This is a genomic window from Vibrio sp. PID23_8 (assembly GCF_003584965.1).
In the GTDB taxonomy this organism is placed as follows: domain Bacteria; phylum Pseudomonadota; class Gammaproteobacteria; order Enterobacterales; family Vibrionaceae; genus Vibrio.
On the sequence record NZ_LIXE01000016.1, the window covers coordinates 25,331 to 50,361 of the forward strand.

Genomic DNA, 25,031 nt, shown 5'->3' on the forward strand with positions numbered 1-25,031 from the left:
TGTATTTATTTTTTGATATTGAGTAATGAAGATGAGACAAGGATTTCCGAGCCTACCAAAGAAGCTAACTGGGTTTTTTACTTTCTGGCTGCTTTTACTTTTGGCGCCTTTAGCTCACGCTGAAGGAGGACAAGCTAATGCACTAAAAAGTATCGATTTTCGCACTAACAAAGACAACGATGCGATCATTGTAGTCGAACTGGCCTCTCCAGCAGCGATAGTGGATATTAAGCGCGTCCAGGAAGGGCTGAGCATTGATTTGCTCAACACTTTAGTGGCAGATGAACAGCTTTATCTGCTTGATGTAAAAGACTTCTCAACCGTAGTTGAAAGTGTCGAGGTCTTTCGTGAGGTTTCGGGCACACGTTTGCAGGCGTATATCGATGAAGGTTATACCCATGATTATCGGCTCTCTGGGCGTTATCTTGAAGTGACGGTTAGTAAGTTAAAGCCGAATGAAAAAGTGCCAGATAAGAGCATCTTAGATAAGCAAGGCAAGCTGATTTCGATTAATTTCCAAGATATTCCTGTGCGTAACGTATTGCAATTGATTGCCGATCATAATCAATTCAACTTGGTGGTGTCCGATTCGGTCGCCGGTAATCTGACCCTGCGCCTTGATGGTGTAGCCTGGCAACAGGTATTGGATATTATTTTGCAGGTAAAAGGGCTAGATAAACGCGTTGATGGGAATGTGATTTTGGTCGCGCCAAAGGATGAGCTCGATTTACGAGAAATGCAGCAACTGGAGAAACAAAAACTCGAGCAGGAGATGGGCGAACTATCATCGGAAATCATCAAAGTTAATTTCGCTAAAGCATCAGATATTGCAGAGATGATCAATGGCGAGGGTAACATTAGTATGTTGTCTGAACGCGGAAAAATGACGATTGATGAGCGTACTAACTCACTCTTGATTCGTGAATTACCTGAGAACATTGCCGTTATCCGAGAAATCATCGAATCGCTGGATATTCCCGTTAAACAAGTACAAATTGCAGCCCGAATTGTGACTATCTATGAAGGCAATATGGATGAACTGGGTGTTCGCTGGGGCTTTACCTCAACCAATGGCAGCAATACTGTCGGAGGTTCAATTGAGAGTAATTTAGCGACCATTGGCCTCTACGATGCTGGCGGTAGTGAAGGTGAAGACGCTAGTAGCAGTGCCGGTATTGATGACTTCCTGAATGTGAATTTAGCTGCGACCAATCCGAGTGCAACCAGTATTGCTTTCCAAGTGGCAAAGCTGGGCTCTGATACCTTATTGGACTTAGAGCTTTCTGCGTTACAACAAGAATCGAAAGCAGAAATCATTTCTAGTCCGCGTTTAATCACTACCAATAAAAAACCGGCTTATATCGAGCAAGGTACAGAGATCCCATACCTAGAATCTTCTTCAAGTGGTGCGACTTCGGTAACGTTCAAAAAAGCGGTGTTGAGTTTAAAAGTGACGCCGCAAATTACGCCAGATAACCGCTTAGTGTTGGATTTAAGTGTGACGCAAGATAGGCCAGGGCAAGTAGTAAAAACGGGAACTGGTGAAGCTGTGGCTATCGATACTCAACGTATTGGAACTCAGGTATTGGTGAACAATGGTGAGACGGTGGTACTCGGTGGTATTTTCCAGCACAACATTACCAACTCTGTTGATAAAGTGCCTTTATTGGGGGATTTGCCGCTATTGGGGGCGCTTTTCCGTCGCAGTTATGAAAATGTAGGTAAAAGTGAGTTGCTGGTTTTTGTCACACCCAAAGTCGTAATCCAGTAACGCTTAATCAGTAAAAAAAGCGATTAGATCAAAAATAAAGTTGCATTAGTGGCACCATGCTTGGATAATTTCGGGTCTTATCACGAATTATCTGTGAGGAATTGGTGTCACAAGCCTTGTTGAATAGCAGTTTGGCTGTGTTTTCTTGTGACGATCTTATTGAATTAACGTTGTAAAAATACCGCTAAATATGGCTGAGAAACGTAATATTTTTCTTGTTGGCCCAATGGGTGCCGGCAAAAGTACAATTGGTAGACATCTCGCACAGCAGCTGCATATGGAGTTTGTTGACTCTGATACAGTGATTGAAGAACGCACAGGCGCAGATATCTCTTGGGTTTTTGATGTAGAAGGTGAAGAAGGCTTCCGTAAGCGTGAAGAAGCGGTGCTTGAAGACCTAACTCAAGAGCAAGGTATCGTGCTAGCAACAGGTGGCGGCTCTGTCATGAGCAAAGAAAACCGCAATCACCTTTCAGCTCGTGGTGTTGTTGTTTACCTAGAAACGACTATCGAAAAGCAATTGGCACGTACTAACCGTGACAAGAAGCGTCCTTTACTTCAAACGGATAAACCTCGTGAAGTATTGGAGCAATTGGCTGGTGAACGTAATCCTCTATATGAAGAAGTGGCGGATTACACCGTTCGTACTGACGACCAGAGTGCAAAAGTGGTAGCCAACCAAATCGTAAAAATGCTAGAAGAGAGATAAGCAATTATCTTTTTTAATTGGAGGCCCCGATGGAACGGATTACGGTCAATCTAGCAGAGCGTAGCTACCCAATCTCTATAGGCGCCGGGTTATTTGAGGACCCGGCGTACCTTTCTCAAATTCTCTCAAATAAAAACGCAAACCAGAAAGTGGTCGTGATCAGTAATGTCACGGTTGCACCTCTGTACGCGAATAAAATTCTTAACCAACTGAAGCAGCTTGGCTGTGACGCCTCTTTACTTGAGTTACCTGATGGCGAGCAATACAAAAGCCTAGACGTATTTAACCAAGTCATGAACTTCCTATTGGAGGGAAGTTATGCGCGTGATGTGGTGATTATCGCATTGGGCGGTGGTGTGATTGGTGATCTCGTTGGCTTTGCTTCAGCGTGTTATCAACGCGGTGTGGATTTCATCCAAATCCCTACGACATTATTGTCTCAAGTTGACTCATCAGTTGGTGGTAAAACGGCTGTTAACCACCCATTAGGCAAAAATATGATTGGTGCTTTTTACCAGCCAAAAGCCGTAATTATCGATACCAATTGTTTGTCGACATTGCCAGAGCGTGAGTTTGCTGCGGGCATCGCAGAGGTCATCAAGTATGGCATTATTTATGATGGTGCATTTTTCGATTGGTTGGAAGAGAACCTCGATCGTCTGTACGCCCTAGATGAAGAAGCCCTGACTTACGCGATTGCACGTTGCTGTGAAATCAAAGCAGAAGTTGTCGCGCAGGATGAGAAAGAAACCGGTATTCGAGCATTGCTCAACCTTGGTCACACTTATGGTCACGCGATTGAGGCGGAGCTAGGCTATGGGAACTGGCTACATGGTGAAGCGGTTTCTTCAGGTACAGTGATGGCAGCAAAAACATCCCATCTCCGTGGGTTGATTTCTCAAGCGCAGTTCGATCGAATTGTTGCAATTTTGCGCCGCGCTAAATTGCCTGTACACACCCCAGAAAGTATGACATTTGATGACTTTATGGCGCACATGATGCGTGACAAAAAAGTGCTATCTGGTCAGCTTCGCCTAGTGTTACCAACGGGTATCGGCAGCGCAGAAGTCATCGCGGACACACCTCAAGACGTGATCAAACAAGCCATCGACTTTGGGCGTGATATTTGATTTAGTCATGCTGTTTTAGGGTGTCATTTTTGTTGTTGATTAGGGTTTTTAAATGAGTTTCGCTCACGTACTGGAATTGGACTCTCAAATTGAATTGTTGGATCGATTGGGTTTACTGACCAATTTTGGGTCCAACCTGATTGCGGTTAATGGTCATGCCGGTTACGGAAAATCATGGTTAGCACAACGATACCTTGAGCTCGGTGCAAGCAATAAAAATCAATGTTTGTTACTGTGTCGAACTAATCAAGATGATGTGCAGCATCGTACGCTTATTTTGAACCAGATTGTTTCTGATGCTCTTTTTAATCAACAAGATAGATTGATTGATAGCTTTGTGCGAATTATCGGCAACGACTCGTGTGATATCGCTATTGTGGTCGATGACGCTCACTTGCTGAGTGAAACTCTGCTCTCAGAACTTTGGATATTGGTGTTAGAAGCACAAGCGAATCCAAAGTGGAAAATAAATGTCGTACTCTTTACTATCGCTGGAAAGATAGAGTCGGTTCTCGCGCGCCTTAGTTATGGGCAAGAGTTAAAGCCAGTTGAATTAGACATTGAGATGCTCTCGGAAGTGGAGGCGCGTCGATTTTTTGAATCTTTAGTGGTTCGATACGTGGATGATGATGCGGAAAAACGCGTTCGAGATGCTTTTAAAAAAGTTGAACCTGTTCCAGGCGACATTATGGCGTTAGGAGGGATGAAAATGGAAAAAAGGATTATTATCCGCTCAATGGTCGGATCATCGCGTAACATCGCATTGCTTGTGTTGGTGTTATTGTTACTGGCAGTAGGTGGCTACTGGTGGATGTATAATCAACCAAGTCCAGAGGAAAAAGCGCAGCAAATGACAGGCAGTTTGGAGCAAACAGCGATCCCAACGTTAACCGAGCCCGAAGTCGAATCAAGTGTCGGTGTATCGGTAGGTACGTCGATGGAAACGGATGCTGATAGCCACTCTGATCTGTTTAATGTGACCGATGACTCGGACGCATTACCACCTGTGGTGACTGGCGAAGTTGCAAGTGTTGGCTCTGAAGAGGCTCAACAGCGTGTGGTCATTGAATCTGATGTGGTCGATGCTTTGCTTGAAGGTAAGCCTGAGCATGCGAATACGGCTAAAATCGACGCCGTTGTTAAAGCGTCCGATGCTTCATTACAAAGCAGTGCCAGCTCATCATTGATTAAAGTGGTTGAGGCGGAAGATAGTGAGACGTCGGTAGGATCGGATTCAGACTTGGCTTCGCGTCAACCGGTGCTGAAGTTTTCGTTTGCTCGTGAAGAGTTAAAGGCTTTGTCTCCAAGAGCCTATACTTTGCAGCTTGCTGCCATGACATCAATGGAAGATGTTCAAGTATTTTTAGATCTCCATCAGCTCAATCACCAAGTGCGCATTTACCCAACGGTTCGCAGTGGTACAGAGTGGTATATAATTACTTATCAAGATTACCCGACCATTCAGTTAGCGCGTGACGCGGTTGAAGGACTGCCTGATTCACTTAAGTCGGTGAGTCCTTGGGCAAAATCCTTGAGTCAAGTACATCGCGAAATTGATCGCGTGAAATAATCCTGAGCTTCGTCGAAAAATATGTTACATTCCGCAGCCTTAATTTTTGGTCGATAGATAGAGCAGTAGATGAAAAAGCAACGAGCCTTTCTAAAATGGGCGGGAGGAAAATACGGTCTGGTTGAAGACATCCAACGTCATTTGCCACCGGCTCGGAAGCTAGTTGAACCTTTTGTTGGTGCTGGTTCAGTATTCCTGAATACCGACTATGACCAATATTTGCTGGCAGACATCAACCCCGACCTAATTAACCTCTATAACCTGTTGAAAGAGCGTCCTGAGGATTACATCTCAGAGGCAAAGCGTTGGTTTGTCGCAGAGAATAATCGTAAAGAAGCGTACCTGAGTATTCGCGCTGAGTTTAACGGTACCGACGATGTGATGTACCGTTCCCTTGCATTCCTTTATATGAATCGTTTTGGTTTTAATGGATTGTGCCGTTACAACAAAAAAGGTGGCTTCAACGTACCGTTTGGCTCTTACAAAAAGCCTTACTTCCCAGAAGCCGAGCTTGAATTCTTTGCAGAAAAAGCGAAGAAGGCGACATTTGTCTGTGAAGGTTACCCTGAGACATTCAGCCGAGCGCGCAAAGGCAGCGTGGTTTACTGTGATCCACCCTACGCACCGTTGTCGAATACGGCGAACTTTACCTCATATGCCGGTAATGGTTTTACTCTTGATGACCAAGCAGCATTGGCTGACATTGCAGAGAGAGCTGCAACTGAACGTGGTATTCCCGTTCTGATTTCAAACCACGACACGACATTAACGCGTCGCCTGTACCATGGTGCTGAGCTTAATGTGGTTAAAGTGAAGCGAACCATCAGCCGCAACGGCAGTGGACGCAATAAAGTTGATGAGCTGCTTGCTCTGTTTCGTGCCCCAGATACGGATAAATCTGACTCCTAGTTCTCACACTATTGTCTCTAAATAGTGGATCTCCCCACTGGCTTCGGTAGAATTGTGCGCAAATTTGTTTGTTGTTTGCTCGCCACTACTGAGGTCAGGTATGAAAGATTTTCTCATTGCGCCATCCATTTTATCGGCTGATTTTGCCCGTCTTGGTGAAGACGTAGAAAAAGTACTCGCAGCGGGTGCGGATGTCGTGCACTTCGATGTGATGGATAACCACTATGTACCAAACCTGACATTTGGTGCGCCAGTGTGTAAAGCGCTGCGTGATTACGGTATTACTGCACCAATCGACGTTCATTTAATGGTCAAGCCAGTCGACCGTATTATTCCTGATTTCGCGAAAGCGGGCGCATCGATGATCACTTTCCATATTGAGGCATCAGAGCACGTCGATCGTACTCTTCAATTGATCAAAGAGCACGGCTGTAAAGCGGGCGTGGTGCTTAACCCAGCAACACCGCTTGCTCACCTAGAGTACATCATGGACAAAGTGGATTTGATTCTACTTATGTCCGTTAACCCGGGCTTTGGTGGTCAATCGTTCATTCCGAACACTTTGGATAAGCTCCGTGCTGTACGCAAAATGATTGATGAGTCTGGTCGTGATATCCGTTTAGAGATCGATGGTGGTGTTAAAGTCGATAATATTCGTGAAATCGCCGAAGCGGGTGCGGATATGTTTGTCGCGGGTTCAGCAATTTTTAGTCAGCCAGATTACAAGCAAGTGATTGACCAAATGCGTACGGAACTTGCTCAAGTTAAATAAGCGCTGAAATAAGTGTAATAACACACTGATTAAAAAGGCTGTCACTTTGCTGGCAGCCTTTGTCGTTTCTGAAGGCAAGGGTGCAAAAATATCCCTCGCGCTGTGCAAATAATCACTTGCCTATTTTGCGTCCTTTCTGTACTATTCGTGCTCCTTAAAACTCGGTCAATTTTCTTTAGTTCCTTGCTTCCTCTGGACGACCGGGCCATTTGTGGAAGCTGAATAATCCGTAAGGAGCAACCCATGCGTCATTACGAAATCGTATTCATGGTGCACCCAGATCAAAGCGAGCAAGTTGCTGGCATGATCGAGCGTTACACTGGTTCAATCACTGAAGCTGGCGGTAAAATCCACCGTCTAGAAGACTGGGGCCGTCGTCAACTGGCTTACCCAATCAACAAGCTTCACAAAGCTCACTACGTTCTAATGAACGTTGAAGCTGACCAAGCTGTAATCGATGAGCTAGAAACTGCTTTCCGTTTCAACGATGCAGTTCTACGCAACATGATCATGCGTACTAAAGCGGCTATCACTGAGCAATCTATCATGCTTAAGCAACGTGAAGAGCGTGCTCCACGTCGCGAAGAGCGTGCTGAAGCTAAGCCAGAAGCAGCTGCTGAGTAATTTCTCTTATGGCCAATCGAATGGAGCTGAGTGGCACCATTGCCAAGCCGCCCATTCGTAGTAAAAGCCCAAGTGGCATTGAACACTGTCGGTTTTGGTTAGAGCATCGCTCTGCTGTTATCGAAGCTGACCTACCACGACAAGTTTATTGTCGAATGCCGGTAGTTGTCAGTGGGCTTAGGTCACAAGCGTTAACTCAGAATTTAGTACAAGGTAGTAACATTAAGGTAAGTGGTTTTGTCGCTTATCAAACCGGCCGAAATGGCGTTGGGAAATTAGTGTTACATGCCGACAATATTACTCAAATTTAAGATCAGGAGATAGCCCATGGCTCGTTTCTTCCGTCGTCGTAAATTCTGCCGTTTCACTGCAGAAGGCGTACAAGAGATTGATTACAAAGACGTAGCAACTCTTAAAAACTACATCACTGAAGCTGGTAAAATCGTTCCTAGCCGTATCACTGGTACAAGCGCTAAATACCAACGTCAACTAGCTCGCGCTATCAAGCGTTCACGCTACCTAGCTCTACTACCGTACACTGACAAGCATCAGTAATCGGTTCGTTTTATTAAGAAAGAGGATTAAACAATGCAAGTTATTCTACTTGATAAAATCGGTAACCTAGGTGGTCTTGGCGATACAGTAAACGTTAAATCTGGCTACGCTCGTAACTTCCTTATCCCTCAAGGTAAAGCAGTTATGGCTACTAAAGCTAACGTTGAAATGTTCGAAGCTCGTCGCGCTGAACTAGAAGCTAAAGTTGCTGAGCAACTAGTAGCTGCTGAAGCACGTGCTGAGAAAGTTAACGCTCTAGAAGCTGTTGTTATCGCATCTAAAGCTGGTGACGAAGGCAAACTATTCGGTTCTATCGGTACTCGTGACATCGCTGACGCTATCACAGCGGCAGGCGTTGAAGTTGCTAAGAGCGAAGTTCGTCTTCCTGAAGGCGCTCTACGTAACACTGGTGAATTCGAGATCAGCGTTCAACTTCACTCAGAAGTGTTCGCTACTGCGAAAGTACAGGTTGTTGCTGCTGACTAATATCAGTATCAAGACGAATTTAAAGCACCTCTCTCGAGGTGCTTTTTTTATGTCTAATTTTCAATGAAAAGCGGAAGGTGGGGAAGACCAGAAATTATCTAATACTGGCTACATAATTTGCGGCATTGGTATTAGAAGATAAATAGTAGGTTTACCGAGAACACACTATCTGCTTTGCTCAGCCCTTCTGGCACCCTATCGTGGTACTGACGAGATTGCTCTAGCTTTAATGCTATATCTTCGGTGATGTTATTGATGATACTAATATCGCTATCTATACGCGTGTTGCTTTTACCGCTCACCATTGTGACGTCAACGCCAAAACTCAAGTTATCGAGTGCATGCCAAGTCGTGTTGATGTTGCCACGAAATATCGCCTCTTGGACGATATCTGAAAAGACAATATCATCGTCGTCAATTTCATCAAGGTTCGGTTCTTGATAGCGAAAGCCCGGTCCGATTTCGACCTCCAAAGTGAAATCTTCAGTGTAAGCAAACTGATAACCCAGACCGCCAGAAAGCGTGTAATCTTTAAAGTAAGCACTGTAGCGTGAATCTACCCCTTTAAAACTGCCATACAAGTAAGTTTTTGTCCCCAACTTGTAGTCGCTCTGTGCGGTGTAAGTGGAAGATCGTTTATCTTCCTCGCCGTTTTTATACAGGTTGTAATACTTCCATTCACCCATTGAACGGTGACGACCGGAAGTGTATTCAGCGCTTAGGCGAGCATTTAGGGAACGAGAGTCCGTGTTACCTGTGTGAGCCTGATAGCCGAATTCGACCTCAGTTTCTAGAGGAACGGTCACTTCAATGGTTTGCTCTGGCTGTACTGACTCTTCAGCATGCGATGCGCCCATACAAAGCAAGCTAATGCCAAGTAACCAGTATCGTGACACAACTACCTCGAATGCAATGAAAATGGTGGGGCATGATACTGATACAGATATTTTATTTGGTCAATGGTACGTTAAATTATATTAGACTCAGGCTTAGTTACCATCGTGATATCCATGACTGATATGGGCGAAACCAATCACAATATTGACTCTTTGCAATAATGATAGATGCTTGCTCGATGGTTAACGTTACTAGGGAGTGTTAACTCACCGAAAGAGGCCATTGGCTTAACATCAAGAGACGTATTTCTCCTGTTCCACTCTTAACAAGTAATTGTCGTATCGGGGAAGCATATTAGTTAGGTTTAAGGTTATAATCTCGGGTCAATAGTAGTTATCGAGCAAAGTCATGGCGGAAAACAGAAATCGCAAACCTTTGGACAGTCAGGTAGACGCACTGAAGGTGCCCCCTCACTCATTGGAAGCGGAACAATCAGTGATTGGTGGGCTCTTATTGGATAATGAACGTTGGGACACCGTTGCCGAACGTGTTGTTAGCAGTGATTTCTATAGTCGTCCACATCGTCTTATCTTTGATGGTGTCAAAACCATTCTTGAAGCGGGCAAGCCTCTTGATTTAATCACGTTATCTGAGCATTTGGAGCGTCACGAATCATTAGAGGATGTCGGTGGTTTTGCTTACCTTGCCGACCTTGCTAAAAATACGCCTAGTGCGGCGAACATTAACGCTTATGCTGATATCGTTGCGGAACGCGCCATTGTTCGCGGCCTGATCGGCGTGGCAAATGAGATCGCGGATGCAGGTTATGATCCGCAAGGTCGCAGCTCTGAAGATTTGATTGATCTAGCGGAAAGTAAAGTTTTTGCCATCGCAGAATCGCGCACCAGTGAAAATGAAGGACCGCAGAATGTGGACAACATTCTGGAGAAAACACTCGAGCGTATTGAGCTGTTGTACAAAACGCCGCAAGACGGTGTGACTGGGGTGGATACTGGTTTTACCGATCTCAATAAGAAAACGGCGGGTCTGCAAGGCTCGGATTTGGTGATTGTGGCTGCGCGTCCATCGATGGGTAAAACTACCTTTGCGATGAACTTATGTGAAAACGCCGCGATGCAACAAGAGAAGCCAGTGCTGATCTTCTCGCTAGAGATGCCAGCAGAACAGTTGATGATGCGTATGCTTGCGTCTCTTTCTCGTGTCGACCAGACTAAAATCCGTACGGGTCAATTAGATGACGAAGATTGGGCGCGTATTTCTTCTACCATGGGCATCTTGATGCAAAAGAAGAACATGTACATCGACGATAGCTCAGGTCTGACTCCAACAGAAGTCCGTTCTCGTGCTCGTCGTGTCGCGCGTGAACATGGTGGCCTATCCATGATCATGGTCGACTACCTTCAGCTTATGCGTGTTCCTGCATTATCGGACAACCGTACGCTTGAGATTGCAGAAATCTCTCGCTCGTTGAAAGCGTTGGCGAAAGAGCTAAATGTGCCTGTTGTTGCCCTGTCGCAGCTTAACCGTTCCTTAGAGCAACGTGCGGATAAGCGCCCAGTTAACTCCGACTTGCGTGAATCGGGCTCTATCGAGCAAGATGCCGACTTGATCATGTTCATCTATCGTGACGAGGTTTATCATCCGGATAGCCCTTATAAAGGGACGGCAGAAATCATTCTAGGTAAACAGCGTAACGGTCCAATTGGTTCTGTACGTTTGACCTTTCAAGGTCAACACTCGCGCTTTGACAATTACGCGGGTCCTGCATTTGATATTGATGATGAGTAATACAATGAGCTACATGAAAGCCGCAATGGCATGTATTGACTTGTCTGCACTACAACACAACCTTCAACGAGTAAAGCAGCAAGCGCCAGAAAGTAAAGTGATGGCGGTGGTAAAAGCCAATGGTTACGGCCACGGCTTGCGTCACGTCGCGAAGCATGCGACTCATGCCGATGCATTCGGAGTTGCACGAATTGAAGAAGCGTTACAATTGCGCGCCTGTGGTGTGGTGAAGCCGATATTATTGCTCGAAGGATTCTACTCAGCAGGTGATTTGGCGGTTTTGGTCACCAATAACATCCAAACGGTGGTGCATTGTGAAGAGCAGTTGATCGCTCTTGAACAAGCGGAATTAGAAACGCCGGTTGTGGTTTGGCTAAAAATCGATAGCGGCATGCATCGCTTAGGGGTTCGTCCAGAACAATATGAAGAGTTTATCACTCGCCTAAATGCGTGTCAGAATGTAGCTAAGCCGCTTCGTTATATGAGTCACTTTGGTTGTGCTGATGAACTTGATAGCCATACCACCCCTGAGCAAATAGCGTTGTTTATGTCTTTGACCGCAGGTTGTCAGGGGGAACGTTCACTCGCGGCTTCAGCCGGCTTACTGGCTTGGCCACAAAGCCAACTCGATTGGGTTCGTCCGGGGATCATTATGTATGGTGTCTCCCCCTTTAGTGATAAGACCGCACAAGATCTTGGTTACCAACCGGTGATGACATTGAAGTCTCATCTGATAGCTGTACGTGAAGTGAAAAAAGGTGAAAGTGTGGGGTACGGGGGCACATGGGTCTGTGAATGTAATACTAAAATCGGCGTGATAGCGGTTGGTTATGGTGACGGTTACCCAAGAAGTGCGCCAAATGGCACTCCTGTTTTGGTGAATGGGCGTAAAGTGCCGATCGCTGGTCGTGTTTCAATGGACATGTTGACGGTTGATTTAGGCGCAGATGCTACGGATAAAGTTGGTGACGAGGCCATTCTTTGGGGTAAAGCGTTACCAGTAGAAGAGGTCGCGAGTCACATTGGCACGATTGCTTATGAGCTAGTGACGAAACTGACTTCTCGCGTCGAAATGGAATACGCTAAGTAACCAATGAAGAAAAGACTACTCTCAGTGCTGGCTTTTTCTGCCAGCCTTTTTTTATCGTCTCAGTCGTTCGCGAAAGAGAAAGATTCCGCATTTGTTCCATTCTATTTCACTACCGAGACGCTCGGAAGTACGATAGGCGTGGCAGGTGTTGCAAAAGGAGTGGGTCAACCACAAGCGGCGCTGTTTGGTATGGGGCTATATTCGGAGAAAGACAGCTACGTCGGTTTTTTATCGGCATTTAATTACGCTCTTTCTTCTCATTGGTTGTTCAGCACACAGATGTATCGAACCCGTTTTAATGACAATCCCTATTACTTGGGAAGTCAGGGTAATAATAATTCATCAACACAAAACAAAACCATTGCTAATGGGGAAGAGCAGAACTATAAGTTGGAGTTCAAATACCTCTTACCATGGGGGAACGTGCGTGAGTACGGATTACTTGGCGCGTTTCAACCCGTTCGTGATGTCAGCTTTGCTTCACCAGTCGAGTCAGGTGTGAGCTCATTGGTATTCACACCTTTCTACTCTTCCCGAGAGTTAGATATTTATAGTAGAAATAATGAAGAAGCGAGCGGGTTTATTCTGACGTTTGATTGGGATAACCGCGATAGCGTGCGCAACACAACTCGTGGTTCGCACACTTCTTTAGACCTTACTACCGGAGCGAATAGTTGGCGGTCAGAAGATTTATGGCTAAAGTGGGAGTTCCAAAAAAGTCATTATTACTCATTTGGTTCTCTTGGTGATTGGTTCGATCAGCAAGTGTTGGCATTGGATTTTTATACTGCAGATACACCAACATGGAATCAGTGTGATGGTGGCGTGTGCAGTCGGCCACCGGAACAAGATCAAGTCCGCTTAGGAGGTTTGTATCGACTACGTGGTTACACCGCAGGTCGATATCACGGCCGCAGTGCAATTCACTATTCTGCTGAATACCGCGTATTACCGGATTGGCAGCCGCTAGATGATATTCCCCTGCTCAACTATTACGATCTGCCTTGGTGGCAATGGGTAGCGTTTTTTGAAGTTGGACGAGTCGCAGATGACTATGATCTAAAAACACTGCATGAAGAGATGAAGTGGAGCGTCGGTGGGGCGGTACGCTTCCAAGTAGAAGGGATTGTGGTTCGTGCTGAAATGGCAAAAGGCGCAGACGAAGGCACTTTCCGAGTGATGATCAACCAACCTTTCTAAATTGAGATAAAACAAAGGCTAACCCCGTGGTTAGCATTTTTTTATCTGAACTCTTCACCATTGATGGTCGCGATAATGCAGCGCTTACCCCCAGAATATCGGTGCTCCCCCAAGTAAATACCCTGCCATGTGCCTAATGCTAATCGACCGTTTTGGATAGGAATCGTCACACTGTTGCCAAGTAATGATGCTTTTATGTGAGCAGGCATATCATCATCGCCTTCGTAGGTATGTTGGTAGTAGGGTGCTCGCTCAGGAACAAACTTGTTGAAGTGGGCTTCCATATCCATTCGTACGGTTGGATCGGCGTTTTCGTTTAAGGTCAAACTGGCCGAGGTGTGCTGAATAAATAGATGTAACAAACCGACTGAAAGCGATTGAATTTCTGGTAATTGTTGTTCAATTTCATCAGTGATGAGGTGAAAACCACGACATCGTGCTTTCAGTTGCAGTGTTCTTTGTGCCCACATATGCGTTCCTTTGGAAAAATGTGAATTGGTGTCTATCCTAATCCAATTAGAGTCAACAATTAGTTAATGGTATGATTCTTAGCATCATAAATGAATTGTTTAAATTCGAAACAGGGAACGTGACCTAACTCAATGTGAGAGTAAAAGCTCTCCGTCATAATTGATGCCTGAAAAAAAATTACAAGACTTGTTTTGTGGCAATTTGCCCAAACATCTAATTTATATACATTTTGCTAAATCGGGGATTCCACAGTTTTCTCTAGACTGTCAGGAATAGGACCTACTGTAACATCGGGATAAAGACCATGTTGAAAAATATCAATCCAACGCAAACTCAAGCTTGGCAAGCGCTAACAGCGCATTTCGAATCTGCACAAGATATGGATATGAAAGAGCTATTTGCTCAAGACGCGGCTCGTTTTGACAAATTCTCTGCACGTTTCGGCTCAGATATTCTAGTCGATTACTCAAAGAACCTAGTCAACGAAGAAACTCTGCAGCATCTATTCGCACTTGCGAACGAAACTGAGCTTAAGTCAGCGATTGAAGCGATGTTCAGTGGTGAAGCAATCAACAAAACAGAAGATCGCGCTGTTCTTCACACCGCACTACGTAACCGTTCTAATAAACCAGTAATGGTTGGCGGCGAAGACGTAATGCCTGCGGTAAACGCGGTTCTAGAGAAAATTAAATCATTCACTGAACGCGTAATTGGCGGCGAATGGAAAGGTTACACAGGTAAAGCAATCACAGATATTGTCAACATCGGTATCGGCGGCTCTGATCTTGGTCCTTACATGGTGACGGAAGCGCTCGCACCATACAAAAATCACCTAAACCTACACTTCGTTTCTAACGTTGACGGTACTCATATCGTTGAGACGCTGAAGAAAGTCGACCCAGAGACAACGCTATTTTTGATCGCGTCTAAGACGTTCACAACTCAAGAAACCATGACAAACGCGCACTCTGCACGTGATTGGTTCCTAGCAACTGCTGGCGATCAAGCACACGTTGCTAAGCACTTCGCGGCGCTATCGACTAACGCTCCAGCGGTATCTGAGTTTGGTATCGACACGGACAACATGTTTGAGTTCTGGGACTGGGTTGGCGGTCGTTACTCTCTCTGGTCAGCAATCGGTCTTTCAATTGCACTAGCCGTTGGCTACGACAACTTCATTGAGCTTCTAGATGGCGCCCATGAGATGGATAACCACTTCGTGTCGACAGACTTAGAAAGCAACATTCCAGTGATTCTTGCTCTAATCGGTATTTGGTACAACAACTTCCACGGTGCTGAGTCAGAAGCAATTCTACCTTACGACCAGTACATGCACCGTTTCGCGGCGTACTTCCAGCAAGGTAACATGGAATCTAACGGTAAGTACGTTGACCGTGAAGGTAACGCAGTAACTTATCAAACAGGTCCTATCATTTGGGGTGAACCTGGCACAAATGGTCAGCATGCGTTCTACCAGTTGATCCACCAAGGCACAAAGTTGATCCCATGTGACTTCATTGCACCAGCAATCAGCCACAATCCAGCGAGCGACCACCACCAAAAACTGATGTCTAACTTCTTTGCACAAACAGAAGCATTGGCATTTGGTAAGTCTGCAGAAACAGTGAAAGCAGAATTTGCGCAGGCAGGTAAGAGCGAAGAAGAGATGGCATCTCTAGTACCATTCAAAGTATTTGAAGGTAACCGCCCAACGAACTCTATCCTAGTTAAGCAAATCACACCTCGCACGCTAGGCAACCTGATCGCAATGTACGAGCACAAAATCTTCGTTCAAGGCGTTATCTGGAATATCTTCAGCTTCGACCAATGGGGTGTTGAGCTAGGAAAACAACTAGCGAACCAAATCCTACCTGAGCTAGCAGATGAATCAGAAATCAGCTCACACGACAGCTCTACAAATGGTCTGATCAACGCGTTTAAAGCGTTCAAAGCTTAATGTTTGAATAGAAAAACAAAGGTCAGCAAACGCTGACCTTTTTTATTACCTGAGGCAGAAATAAAATAGGTTGGCACTGACCAACCTGTTTTTCTTTTATTCGAAACAAATCTCGATGAAGGCATTTCCCCACTGTGAAGAGAAAGGCATGATGATGATGGAGCCTTCACATTTGTGGCGAATAGTATGACCTTTGCCTGATACAACAATCGGTGTTGCCATATCAAAATCGAAGCCACTTTCAGCAAGAATACGCTTTGCACCACCAGTCACCATGTTGGTGATCTCACCAACCATGTCGGTCACTTCTTCGTTCACGCCATTTGGACGTTCGCCAAGCATGTTTTGCATGATTTCTAGTGCTAATGCTTCATCAAAGGTAATTGACATTGAGCCACGTGTTTGTGGACCAACCATACCGATAAGGCCAGAAACGTCCCCTCGTGCGATCTCATCTTTCTTGATTCGCGGTTTTTGTGGCTTCAGTTCTAGAGAGGCCATAGTTTTTAGAACATTCATTAAAGAAGCTAAAAACGGGTTTACAAATTCAGCGCGCATAACGTTCTTCTATCTATCTTTTTTTGTCTACGAGGAACATGCCTGGCATTCACCGTGGGTTTCAATAACTTGATTTGTTAACTTGAATCCGTGTTTCTCGGCGTTATTGGCTAACAAGGATATCAGCGTCTCGTCTTCAAGTTCAACGACATCACCACATTTATCGCAAATTAACAGTTGAAAAAAATGTTGTTGAGTGTTGAAAGAGCAGCAAGTGATAAAGCTGTTTGTTGACTCGACTCGATGGATAAAACCTTGCTCTAAAAGAAAATCTAACGCTCGATAAACGGTTGGTGGCTTCGCCTGAGGTTCACTCTTTTTAAGTTGCTCCAATAGCTCATACGCACTCGAAGCGCGGCGGTGAGAACAAATCAGTTCAAAAACGCGTCTGCGTTGTGGAGTCAGCCTAACGCCACGTTCCACGCATGTACGCTCAATTTGTTCAATGATTTTTGAGTCCAAATCTTTCACCATAACTATCGGACGTGCTTGATGATAAAGCACTTCAATATGCACTTTGTGCAGAAGCGCTTTATTTTACCCATAATCAGAACGAAAATCATGAAATAAAGCAAGTCCGCGAGGGAGGGATGCGCTGTGGATATCAGAGAACGAGAGACCAGTGCAGAAATCAGGCAGCCATAAGCGGATTCATGGCGCTCCCACAGGGGCGTTGCCTTGGCTAGCGTAGTTTGTGATGATTTTGGTGTAGAACTACTCGAACCTTACTCGTCGCCATATCTGAAAACTCAGTCGTTCTTGCTGAAACTAGCACCTAGAGGGTACTTGGGTATACAATACCCGACTTAATTTTTTGAGTGCACAATGCGCTCTTACTTGGCAACGTAAAAACGGGTGTTTATATCATGACTCATTCTTGCAGGCTCTCTGTAGCACCAATGTTGGATTGGACCGATCGTCATTGTCGCTACTTCCATCGCTTAATGACCAAAGAAACCCTGCTGTATACCGAAATGGTAACCACAGGCGCGATCATTCATGGAAAAGGGGATTTCCTTGCTTACAACGAAGAAGAGCATCCGTTAGCGCTTCAATTGGGTGGCTCAAACCCTGAAGATTTGGCGAAGTGTGCCAAGCTAGCTCAAGATCGCGGCTATGATGAGATCAACCTAAATGTGGGTTGTCCGTCTGACCGAGTTCAAAACGGTCGCTTTGGTGCGTGTCTGATGGCAGAGCCCCAATTGGTGGCTGACTGTGTAGCAGCGATGAAGGACGTGGTTGATGTTCCAGTGACGGTAAAAACACGTATTGGTATCGACGACCAAGACTCTTATGAGTTCCTCACTGACTTTGTATCGATTGTGTCTGAAAAAGGCGGCTGTGAGCAATTCACTATTCACGCGCGTAAAGCGTGGCTGAGTGGCTTGAGCCCGAAAGAAAACCGTGAAATACCACCATTGGATTACCCGCGCGCTTACCAGTTGAAGAAAGACTTCTCTCATCTCACTATCGCTGTGAATGGCGGTGTGAAGTCATTAGAAGAAGCAAAAGAACATCTACAACATTTAGACGGTGTGATGATCGGTCGTGAGGCGTATCAAAGCCCTTATCTGCTTGCATCAGTAGACCAAGAGCTGTTTGGCTCGAATGCACCAGTGAAGAAACGCAGTGAAATTGTCGAAGAGATGTATCCTTACATTGAAGCGCAATTGGCAAAAGGTGCTTACATCGGGCACATTACTCGTCATATGTTGGGCTTGTTTCAAAACATGCCGGGTGCACGTCAATGGCGTCGCCACATCAGTGAAAACGCGCATAAGCCAGGCTCTGGTCTAGAAGTACTGCAAGATGCACTAGCGAAAATTCCGAAAGAACTGAATGTGTAAAATTCACCAGTGGTTGGTTAGAATTGCCAAGTGATGAATATGTAAGCCAGAGTGCAGAAGTGCCTCTGGTTTTATTTTTTCTTTTAGATCATTATGTTAGTTTCATTTGAAAAAGTTGGTATAGAACCTGCTGTAATAACACTAAAACAAAGGAGAAGTGATTATGTTGGAGCTTATCTTTATTTTAGTGTTCGCCGCGACATTGTTGGTAACAGGTATCACAATGATGACGGTATTCGCCGCAACAGGTATCGCATTGGTGGTGATGTTCCTACTTGGCATGGTTGGTGCTGTATTGAAACTGTTACCTTGGTTGATAGTCATTGCTCTAGGTATATGGTTCTTTAAAAGTGTTGTTGCCCAACCGCGTTATAAGTAACGGATTGTCGAGATTTAGTTGATAGAGGGCTGTGAGAGTATGGTAGTATTTCTTACATGCCCTTAATGTTGAAATCAGCTATCTCGGAGTAAAAATTACATGACAAATAAAGCGACCCTCGCTTTAGCGACACTATCGTTGGCCGCGTCTTTCCCTCTTTTTGCACAAGAGTCTTCTTTGACGACGAAAGTCGGTGCAGAAGTTTGGGTTGCGGATACCAAAGTTAATGAAGTAAGAAGAGATAGCAATACAACAGGGTCTTTCTACGCAGCGGTAGAGCATGACGTAAAATACGTGCCCAATGCTCGTCTTCGTTATTCCAGCATTGATGCAGATTTTATGGGCTTTGATAAGCTTGACCTCACTCTTTACTACCAAATTCTTGAGCATGATTTGTTGCACTTTGATGCGGGCCTAACGTTTAGCAACTTAAGTGATACTAAATACACTGATGCAGGGACTAACGTTCGTACGGAAGAGTTCGATGAACTGATTTGGGCTTGGTACGGCTACGCCGAAATCACGGTGCCAAACACCAATTTTGATGTGATTGGTGAAATGAACTTTGGTGATAACAAAGGCATTAAGAGCACGGACTTAATGGCAGGCATACAGTACCGTATTCCTTTCCAAGAGTCTCAATTGGCTTTGCGTGGTGGTTACCGTGTAATTGACCTAGAGTCAGAAGAGTTTTTATCAGATTTAGGTAAAGAGTTTATCTTTGCCAATGGCTTTTTCGCGAGTGTAGAATTCTCATTTTAAGTTAGCTCAAGATACTTCTTTTAAAACGTCGCCTTATAAGCGGCGTTTTTTTTATATCACTTCATTATACTTATTCGAAATACTCGCCTAACTTCGCAGAGTTGGGCCATGCTTATCTAGTGTTAAACGCTAGGAGCTGAGGCTTACGATGACTATAAATGAACTAAGACATCTATTTCGTGAAAAACAGCTTGTAGAGGCCATCATCGAGCCTGCAATGCAAGAAGGTGGTTGGGTCGTGGAATTTCGTCACGCACAAGGCGGATTTGTTTTTCTCACTGATACCCATGGTGAGGAGTGTCTGTATGATGATCTCGATACGGCGTCCAAGTCGGCAATGGCTGTGGGCTTTCAACAGGTACGCATCGAAGATCGTTGAGTGTAACGCAGAGGGGCTTACTTCCAAAAAGTTATAAAGCATTCACTTCTATTCTTTCTTGTTATTAAAGAGAGTGGTTAATCTATAGTCACGCAATGAATAGGGATGTCGTGACAATGTCTTTTCAAAAGAATGAATCTTCTAACAAGAATGAGTCGGAAGGAAAAAATGGGCAAGGTGGAAACTCGCCAATCGCAAGCCCTCTTAATGATCAACAATTTGGTTCACTCCAGCAAACTGTCTCTGAGTTGTCTTCACAGCAACTTGCTTGGGTCAGTGGTTATTTCTGGGGTCTCGCACAAAATCAACCAAGTACTGCAGTCGCGACACCAATCGCACACGCAGCGGCGGCTGTCGCTGTACAACCGGCAGGTAAGTTGAGCATCATCTTTGCTTCTCAAACGGGTAATGCAAAAGGTGTTGCTGAAGCACTAGAGCAAGAAGCGAAAGCCGAAGGCATTGCTGTAGAGCTCTTTGATGCCTGTGACTACAAAGGTAAAAACCTCGCTAAAGAGACACACGTTATTGTCGTGGCCTCGACCAATGGTGAAGGCGAAGCGCCAGATAATGCCATTGAACTGCATGAATTCCTTCAATCTAAGAAAGCACCTAAGTTACCAAACCTGCAATACGCAGTCATTGCGCTTGGCGATTCAAGCTATGAGTTCTTCTGCCAAACGGGTAAAGACTTCGATACTTACTTGTCTAAGCTTGGTGCAACTGCCTTCATCGATCGCATTGACTGTGATGTGGATTACGATGCGCCTGCCGCGGAATGGCGCAAACAAGCCCTTGAACAAGTGAAAGAAGCGCTTTGTTCAGGTAATGAAGCGGAAGTGGTTCAGTTGCCAGTCGGGCAGGCAGCATCAGGCCACTCGTCTTATAATAAGCAAAACCCATACACTGCATCACTGCTGACAAGTCAAAAGATCACTGGCCGAGATTCAGGTAAAGATGTTCGCCATGTCGAAATTGACCTTGAAGAGTCTGGACTAACTTACCAAGCCGGTGATGCGCTCGGAGTTTGGTTTGATAACAGTTCAGAGTTGGCGAATGCCATCCTTGCAAAAGCAGGCTTATCCGGTGTCGAGAGTGTCGAAGTTGATGGTGAGAGTTTATCTATTCACAGCGCTTTAGTTAGCAAATATGAGATCACCGCTTCTAATCCTCAACTCGTCACGAAGTTTGCAGAGCTTTCTGGTAGTAAGAAACTACAAAAGCTAGTGGAAGATAAAGACAAACTTCGTGAGTACGCAGCAAATACTCAAGTCGTAGATGTCCTTGCAGAAAAGAAGACCAAGCTAAGCGCAGAAGAATTGGTTGGTTTACTTCGTCGATTGACACCTCGTCTATATTCTATCGCTTCGAGTCAAACGGAAGTGGACGAAGAAGTTCATCTAACTGTCGGATTGGTTGAATACGACAAAGGTGATGAGAAGCGCTATGGCGGAGCATCGAGTTTCCTCGCTCAACGTCTAGAAGAAGGCGGTGAACTGAAAGTGTTTGTTGAGCACAACAATAACTTCAAACTGCCACAAGATGACAACACACCAATCATCATGGTTGGTCCAGGTACAGGTATTGCGCCTTTCCGCAGCTTTATTCAAGAGCGTGATAACCGTGACGCGCAAGGCAAGAACTGGTTGTTCTTTGGTGACCGTACCTTTACTCAAGATTTCCTTTACCAAGTTGAATGGCAAAAGTACCTCAAGTCAGGTTTGCTGACCCGTCTTGATGTCGCGTTTAGCCGTGACCAAGCAGAGAAGGTTTATGTTCAACATCGCATTCTAGAAAACGCTGAACAAGTTTGGCAATGGATTCAGAATGGTGCCTACATCTATGTGTGTGGTGATGCTACTCGTATGGCAAAAGACGTTCACGATGCGCTGGTATTTGTAGCCGAGCAACAAGGCAAGCTATCTCGTGAAGAAGCAGAAGCATTTATCAACGATCTACGTAAAGCGAAACGTTACCAAAGGGATGTGTACTAATGAGCGCGAATCAACAATCAAACAGCCAAGAAGTATTAGGTGAGGTGCTTGGTCCACTCTCGGATAACGAGCGCCTTAAAAGAGAAAGTAATTTACTACGTGGAACGATTGAACAAGATCTGCAAGACCGCATTACTGGTGGCTTTACTGCAGACAACTTCCAGTTGATTCGTTTCCACGGAATGTACCAGCAAGATGATCGCGATATCCGAAATGAGCGTGCTAAGCAAAAGCTGGAGCCACTACACAACGTCATGCTTCGTGCACGTATGCCGGGGGGCATCATTACACCAAAGCAATGGCTAGCGATCGATAAGTTTGCAACTGAGCACTCTTTATATGGAAGTATTCGTCTTACTACTCGCCAAACGTTCCAGTTCCATGGCGTGCTAAAACCAAATATCAAGTTGATGCACCAAACGCTAAACAGCATTGGTATTGATTCGATTGCCACCGCGGGTGATGTTAACCGTAACGTCTTGTGTACCACTAACCCAGTGGAGTCGGAGCTACACCAAGAAGCGTACGAATGGGCGAAGAAGATCAGTGAGCATCTATTACCGAAGACACGCGCTTATGCAGAGATTTGGCTCGACGGTGAAAAAGTAGAAAGCACGGAAGAAGACGAACCTATTTTGGGTAAGAACTACTTGCCACGTAAGTTTAAAACCACAGTGGTTATCCCACCGCAAAATGACGTAGACGTACATGCTAACGATCTTAACTTCGTAGCGATTGCAGATAACGGTAAGCTGGTTGGTTTTAACGTGCTCGTTGGTGGTGGTCTAGCGATGACGCATGGCGATACGTCAACTTATCCACGTAGAGCGGATGACTTTGGTTTTATCCCATTAGAGAAAACACTTGATGTTGCTGCTGCTGTAGTAACAACTCAACGTGATTGGGGTAACCGTTCTAACCGTAAGAATGCAAAAACCAAATACACATTAGATCGTGTCGGTAGTGATGTGTTTAAAGCAGAAGTAGAAAAACGTGCCGGGGTTAAGTTTGAGCAAAGCCGCCCGTACGAATTCACGGAACGTGGTGACCGTATCGGTTGGGTTGAAGGGATCGATGGTAAGTATCATCTAGCACTCTTCATCGAAAACGGTCGTCTGCTGGATTTCCCAGGGAAACCACTTAAGACGGGTGTTGCTGAAATAGCCAAAATCCATAAAGGCGATTTCCGCATGACAGCAAACCAAAACCTGATTGTTGCAGGTGTACCGAAAAGCCAAAAAGCGAAGATCGAGAAGATTGCTCGTGAGCATGGCTTGATGGATGACGGCGTAAGTGAACAACGTAAAAACTCGATGGCGTGTGTGGCGTTCCCAACATGTCCATTAGCAATGGCAGAAGCAGAGCGCTTCCTTCCTCAGTTCGTAACCGATGTAGAAGGTATTCTCGAAAAGCATGGTCTACCTGAAGAAGACAATATCATTCTTCGTGTAACAGGGTGTCCAAACGGTTGTGGTCGAGCAATGTTGGCAGAAATCGGCTTAGTTGGTAAAGCGCCAGGTCGATACAACTTACACCTAGGTGGTAACCGTGGCGGAACGCGAGTGCCGAAGATGTACAAAGAGAATATTACGGATAAGCAAATCTTAGAAGAGATTGATCAGCTGGTGGCTCGTTGGGCTGCTGAACGTGAGGAAGGCGAAGCATTTGGCGACTTCACGATTCGAGTTGGTATTATCCAAGAAGTGTTCATATCAAAGAGGGACTTCCATGCTTGATTCTGTAGCGTCCAAACCGGAGCTAGCAGAGTTACTGACATTAACGAAGACGGAGCAAATTCTCCGTCTTGCTCAAATCAATGTCGATCTCGAACAGCTTTCGGCACAAGAGAGACTAAAGTGGGCATTGGAGAATTTGGAAGGGGAGTTCGCTGTCTCATCCAGTTTCGGTATCCAAGCCGCAGTGATGCTCCATCTTGTGACACAACAAAAGCCGGACATTCCCATCATCCTAACGGACACCGGTTATCTATTTGCAGAGACTTATCAATTCATCGATCAGTTGAAAGCGCAACTGAATCTTAACCTTAAAGTGTACCAAGCTAAAGAAAGTGCCAATTGGCAAGAAGCACGTTACGGAAAACTTTGGGAACAAGGTATAGAGGGAATTGAAAAGTACAACAAGATAAACAAAATCGAGCCAATGCGACGAGCTCTACGTGAGCAAAATATAGGAACTTGGTTTTCAGGGTTGCGCCGCGAACAAAGCAAGTCACGAGCGGGGTTACCTATCTTGTCAATACAAAATGGTGTCTTCAAGTTTTTGCCCGTGATCGATTGGACAAATAAAGATGTGCACTATTATTTAGAAGAGCACGGTTTAAGTTATCATCCGCTTTGGGACCAAGGCTATCTCTCTGTAGGTGATACCCATACGACTATAAAGTGGGAGCCCGGAATGTCGGAAGAAGAAACCCGCTTCTTCGGATTAAAGCGTGAATGTGGATTGCATGAAGATGATGGCTCTGAGCAAGATGGTTCGGGCATCTAGTCGTAAAGTTGGCTGTAACCGACTTTCAGGTAAATAAAGAAAGCAGCTACAAAGCCGCTTTCTTTATTTATAAGGTATGAAAATGTGCCTCAAAAGTATAACTCTGTGGATAAGTTGTTCACGTTCTTTGGGTAAAGTTGGATAAATAAGGCTTTGATCGAAAACGCAGCGTTTAACCATTGTTTTTGCAATTTTTGCAAAATAACGCTTGCCAATGTGAGCACGATCTCTATAATGCGTCCTTGTCGACAGGGCAGGGCTCACAAGGGCTCAAGGCAAGGTCGGCAAGGTCAGAAAGAAAAAAAACGAAATAATTTGAGAAAGTGTTTGACACAAAAGATTATCTCGCTAGAATGGCCGCCTCTTCCGAAGTGATGTAAATCACAAAGAAGAATCGCTCTTTAAAAATAAGAACCTATCAATCTGTGTGGGCACTCGTTGATGATAATCCAATTAGATACCTTGGTATCAAATTAGGTTTCAATGAACTGAGTGACCAATCAAGTCGCAAGACTTGGCACAGTCAATTCATTATCGTTCTGTTGGAACGATAATAGCTTTAAAATTACATTAGTAGTTTTGAAGTCAGTATTCATTGAGCCGAACAAAATCTTAAATTGAAGAGTTTGATCATGGCTCAGATTGAACGCTGGCGGCAGGCCTAACACATGCAAGTCGAGCGGCAGCGACAACATTGAACCTTCGGGGGATTTGTTG

At 45.0% G+C, this 25,031-nt stretch carries 26 protein-coding genes; 21 read left to right on the forward strand and 5 right to left on the reverse strand.

The features are described from left to right. Nucleotides 1-25 precede the first annotated feature (25 nt). From AK966_RS17890 to rplI, 10 genes are all read left to right on the forward strand, one after another. A complete protein-coding gene (locus AK966_RS17890) occupies nucleotides 26-1,771 on the forward strand; it encodes a type IV pilus secretin PilQ (protein ID WP_182852749.1) in 1,746 nt (581 codons plus the stop codon). A 190-nt stretch (nucleotides 1,772-1,961) separates the two neighbouring features. Beyond that, nucleotides 1,962-2,480, forward strand: a complete 519-nt coding sequence (gene aroK, locus AK966_RS17895) for a shikimate kinase AroK (RefSeq protein ID WP_099080818.1) — start codon at nucleotides 1,962-1,964, stop codon at nucleotides 2,478-2,480. A 29-nt stretch (nucleotides 2,481-2,509) separates the two neighbouring features. Beyond that, a complete protein-coding gene (aroB, locus tag AK966_RS17900; protein WP_099080819.1) occupies nucleotides 2,510-3,610 on the forward strand; it encodes a 3-dehydroquinate synthase in 1,101 nt (366 codons plus the stop codon). A 52-nt stretch (nucleotides 3,611-3,662) separates the two neighbouring features. Beyond that, a complete protein-coding gene (locus AK966_RS17905; RefSeq protein ID WP_099080820.1) occupies nucleotides 3,663-5,180 on the forward strand; it encodes an AAA family ATPase in 1,518 nt (505 codons plus the stop codon). Between the two features lie 69 nt (nucleotides 5,181-5,249). Then, nucleotides 5,250-6,089, forward strand: a complete 840-nt coding sequence (locus AK966_RS17910; protein ID WP_099080821.1) for a Dam family site-specific DNA-(adenine-N6)-methyltransferase — start codon at nucleotides 5,250-5,252, stop codon at nucleotides 6,087-6,089. A 100-nt stretch (nucleotides 6,090-6,189) separates the two neighbouring features. Beyond that, nucleotides 6,190-6,861: a ribulose-phosphate 3-epimerase gene (rpe, locus tag AK966_RS17915; RefSeq protein ID WP_119464646.1), complete on the forward strand. Its 672-nt coding sequence runs from the start codon at nucleotides 6,190-6,192 to the stop codon at nucleotides 6,859-6,861. A gap of 243 nt (nucleotides 6,862-7,104) precedes the next feature. Next, nucleotides 7,105-7,485, forward strand: a complete 381-nt coding sequence (gene rpsF / locus AK966_RS17920; RefSeq protein ID WP_099080823.1) for a 30S ribosomal protein S6 — start codon at nucleotides 7,105-7,107, stop codon at nucleotides 7,483-7,485. 8 nt (nucleotides 7,486-7,493) lie between these two features. Beyond that, the gene (priB, locus tag AK966_RS17925; RefSeq protein ID WP_099080824.1) at nucleotides 7,494-7,796 is read left to right on the forward strand and encodes a primosomal replication protein N; all 303 of its coding nucleotides are present in this window, start codon (nucleotides 7,494-7,496) and stop codon (nucleotides 7,794-7,796) included. A 16-nt stretch (nucleotides 7,797-7,812) separates the two neighbouring features. Continuing rightward, nucleotides 7,813-8,040 carry a 30S ribosomal protein S18 gene (gene rpsR / locus AK966_RS17930; RefSeq protein WP_000090472.1) on the forward strand — a complete coding sequence of 76 codons (228 nt, stop codon included), beginning with the start codon at nucleotides 7,813-7,815 and terminating at the stop codon, nucleotides 8,038-8,040. A 33-nt stretch (nucleotides 8,041-8,073) separates the two neighbouring features. Continuing rightward, nucleotides 8,074-8,526 carry a 50S ribosomal protein L9 gene (rplI, locus tag AK966_RS17935; protein WP_099080825.1) on the forward strand — a complete coding sequence of 151 codons (453 nt, stop codon included), beginning with the start codon at nucleotides 8,074-8,076 and terminating at the stop codon, nucleotides 8,524-8,526. A gap of 131 nt (nucleotides 8,527-8,657) precedes the next feature. Here rplI and AK966_RS17940 read toward each other — a convergent pair whose 3' ends face one another. Continuing rightward, a complete protein-coding gene (locus tag AK966_RS17940; RefSeq protein ID WP_099080826.1) occupies nucleotides 8,658-9,422 on the reverse strand; it encodes a YdiY family protein in 765 nt (254 codons plus the stop codon). Between the two features lie 349 nt (nucleotides 9,423-9,771). Between AK966_RS17940 and AK966_RS17945 the strand changes: the two genes are divergently transcribed. The 3 genes from AK966_RS17945 to AK966_RS17955 are packed head-to-tail and all read left to right on the forward strand — an operon-like array spanning nucleotide 9,772 to nucleotide 13,462. After that, nucleotides 9,772-11,172, forward strand: a complete 1,401-nt coding sequence (locus AK966_RS17945) for a replicative DNA helicase (protein ID WP_099080827.1) — start codon at nucleotides 9,772-9,774, stop codon at nucleotides 11,170-11,172. Between the two features lie 13 nt (nucleotides 11,173-11,185). Then, complete coding sequence (gene alr, locus AK966_RS17950; protein WP_099080838.1) at nucleotides 11,186-12,262, forward strand: alanine racemase; 1,077 nt, start codon at nucleotides 11,186-11,188, stop codon at nucleotides 12,260-12,262. A 3-nt stretch (nucleotides 12,263-12,265) separates the two neighbouring features. Then, a complete protein-coding gene (locus AK966_RS17955) occupies nucleotides 12,266-13,462 on the forward strand; it encodes a hypothetical protein (RefSeq protein ID WP_172438185.1) in 1,197 nt (398 codons plus the stop codon). Nucleotides 13,463-13,503: 41 nt separating this feature from the next. On the opposite strand, the gene AK966_RS17960 is transcribed toward AK966_RS17955, so the two are convergent. Next, a complete protein-coding gene (locus tag AK966_RS17960; protein ID WP_099080828.1) occupies nucleotides 13,504-13,932 on the reverse strand; it encodes a secondary thiamine-phosphate synthase enzyme YjbQ in 429 nt (142 codons plus the stop codon). 305 nt (nucleotides 13,933-14,237) lie between these two features. Here AK966_RS17960 and pgi point away from each other — a divergent pair, with 305 nt between their 5' ends. Beyond that, nucleotides 14,238-15,890, forward strand: a complete 1,653-nt coding sequence (gene pgi / locus AK966_RS17965; RefSeq protein WP_119464647.1) for a glucose-6-phosphate isomerase — start codon at nucleotides 14,238-14,240, stop codon at nucleotides 15,888-15,890. Nucleotides 15,891-15,986: 96 nt separating this feature from the next. Here pgi and AK966_RS17970 read toward each other — a convergent pair whose 3' ends face one another. Both AK966_RS17970 and zur read right to left on the reverse strand, forming a co-directional pair. Next, a complete protein-coding gene (locus tag AK966_RS17970) occupies nucleotides 15,987-16,448 on the reverse strand; it encodes a chemotaxis protein CheX (RefSeq protein ID WP_099080830.1) in 462 nt (153 codons plus the stop codon). 27 nt (nucleotides 16,449-16,475) lie between these two features. Then, on the reverse strand, nucleotides 16,476-16,922 hold the full coding sequence (zur, locus tag AK966_RS17975) for a zinc uptake transcriptional repressor Zur (protein ID WP_099080831.1): 447 nt from the start codon (nucleotides 16,920-16,922) through the stop codon (nucleotides 16,476-16,478). Between the two features lie 392 nt (nucleotides 16,923-17,314). On the opposite strand from zur, the gene dusA reads away from it, so the two are divergent. The 7 genes from dusA to AK966_RS18015 all read left to right on the forward strand — a co-directional run bounded on the left by dusA (nucleotide 17,315) and on the right by AK966_RS18015 (nucleotide 24,314). Next, complete coding sequence (dusA, locus tag AK966_RS17985) at nucleotides 17,315-18,295, forward strand: tRNA dihydrouridine(20/20a) synthase DusA (RefSeq protein WP_119464650.1); 981 nt, start codon at nucleotides 17,315-17,317, stop codon at nucleotides 18,293-18,295. 163 nt (nucleotides 18,296-18,458) lie between these two features. Further along, a complete protein-coding gene (gene pspG, locus AK966_RS17990) occupies nucleotides 18,459-18,674 on the forward strand; it encodes an envelope stress response protein PspG (protein ID WP_099080832.1) in 216 nt (71 codons plus the stop codon). Between the two features lie 99 nt (nucleotides 18,675-18,773). After that, entirely contained in the window at nucleotides 18,774-19,436 is a 663-nt protein-coding gene (locus AK966_RS17995; protein WP_099080833.1) for a TIGR04219 family outer membrane beta-barrel protein, read from the forward strand. A gap of 148 nt (nucleotides 19,437-19,584) precedes the next feature. Beyond that, complete coding sequence (locus AK966_RS18000; protein ID WP_099080834.1) at nucleotides 19,585-19,815, forward strand: hypothetical protein; 231 nt, start codon at nucleotides 19,585-19,587, stop codon at nucleotides 19,813-19,815. 116 nt (nucleotides 19,816-19,931) lie between these two features. Continuing rightward, nucleotides 19,932-21,806: an assimilatory sulfite reductase (NADPH) flavoprotein subunit gene (locus tag AK966_RS18005; protein ID WP_119464649.1), complete on the forward strand. Its 1,875-nt coding sequence runs from the start codon at nucleotides 19,932-19,934 to the stop codon at nucleotides 21,804-21,806. Beyond that, a complete protein-coding gene (gene cysI / locus AK966_RS18010; protein ID WP_099080836.1) occupies nucleotides 21,806-23,542 on the forward strand; it encodes an assimilatory sulfite reductase (NADPH) hemoprotein subunit in 1,737 nt (578 codons plus the stop codon). The genes AK966_RS18005 and cysI overlap by 1 nt, the downstream gene beginning before the upstream one ends. After that, the gene (locus AK966_RS18015) at nucleotides 23,535-24,314 is read left to right on the forward strand and encodes a phosphoadenylyl-sulfate reductase (protein WP_099080837.1); all 780 of its coding nucleotides are present in this window, start codon (nucleotides 23,535-23,537) and stop codon (nucleotides 24,312-24,314) included. The genes cysI and AK966_RS18015 overlap by 8 nt, the downstream gene beginning before the upstream one ends. A 500-nt stretch (nucleotides 24,315-24,814) precedes the next feature. Here AK966_RS18015 and AK966_RS20020 read toward each other — a convergent pair. Beyond that, the coding region (locus AK966_RS20020; RefSeq protein ID WP_220473359.1) for a hypothetical protein at nucleotides 24,815-25,031 on the reverse strand (217 nt) is incomplete at its 5' end.